Source organism: Megasphaera lornae (assembly GCF_000214495.1).
GTDB lineage: Bacteria > Bacillota > Negativicutes > Veillonellales > Megasphaeraceae > Megasphaera > Megasphaera lornae.
The window spans coordinates 1-1106 of the sequence record NZ_AFIJ01000037.1; the positions used below are offsets into that span (position 1 = coordinate 1).

1 pseudogene is annotated in these 1106 nt (G+C 42.2%); it reads right to left on the reverse strand.

Features of this window, described 5'->3' with window-relative positions:
• A pseudogene (locus HMPREF1039_RS08190) lies at positions 1 to 1106 on the reverse strand (hypothetical protein); the annotation flags it as partial.

The window sequence follows — 1106 nt, forward strand, 5'->3', positions numbered from 1 at the left end:
ACCATCCTTTCCGTCTGCACCTTTCACGCCGATAGTACCGTCTTTACCTGGTTTCCCATCTTCTCCGGCTTTCCCTACTGTAAAGCCTTCATTCAGCATCTTATCTACATCACTCTTACGAGCTACATCGGAAATCGTGACTTGATAAGCATCTTTATCTCCATGATTCTTATCTTTCACATCCAATGTAACAGTTCCTGACGTATCCGGTGTATATCCCTTCGTATCCGTAGATGCCACCAACCGGAAATCGGTTGTTGCCTTAGCATTCGCATCTACTGCCTCAGATACTTTTTGCAATTGATCTTCCGTAGCAGCACGACCGGATGTAATATTCTTACTATCCCATGTCTTATTGCTCAAACCGGTCAAACTTCCGGAAGATAAAGAAGTAGTCTCTTTCTTAGAACCCGGCGTACCGTCACCTTCATCATGAATTGTAATTCCGGATTTATTAAGATTAATATAATGCTTGCTCTGTGCATCAGAAATTATCGTTTCTGTAGGACTCGTAAAGCTAATATTATCATCCTTATCTTTTGTTAATATTCCTTTTTCATTGATAATAGTTGTTTCGGTTTCTACTTTACCGCCATTTTGAACGGTCTTGGTAAATTCAGCACTTTCCAATTTTCTCAGATTCTTCGCTAATTTAATATCCAGTTTACCGTTTTTATCTTTTTCTTTCTCAGCAACTACACCGATGTTTTCATCAGTCAATTGTTCAACATTCTTTTCTCCACCGATGATTTCCACGGTTTCATTCAGTTTGGAGTAGAAGTTTCCTACATTGCCGGCAAATTTCAAGCCATCATCCAAGGTCGCTACAGAGTGCGGATTCTGTCCGTCCGGATCGGTAATGACAATGCGTTTAATGGTTGTCGTACCGTCTACACCCGGTTTCCCTTCGTCACCTTTTTCACCGCGAATGGAAAGACCGTTTTGTCCATTTGTCCCGTTCAAGCCGATAGAGCCGTCTTTACCGTTAATAACGACAGCACTTCCGTCTTTCCCGATAACTTCCACTTTACCGTCTTTACCCGGTTTACCGGCTTCTCCCGGTACTGCTTTTTCACCGAATACCGGTGTATCTGATAAGCGATAGG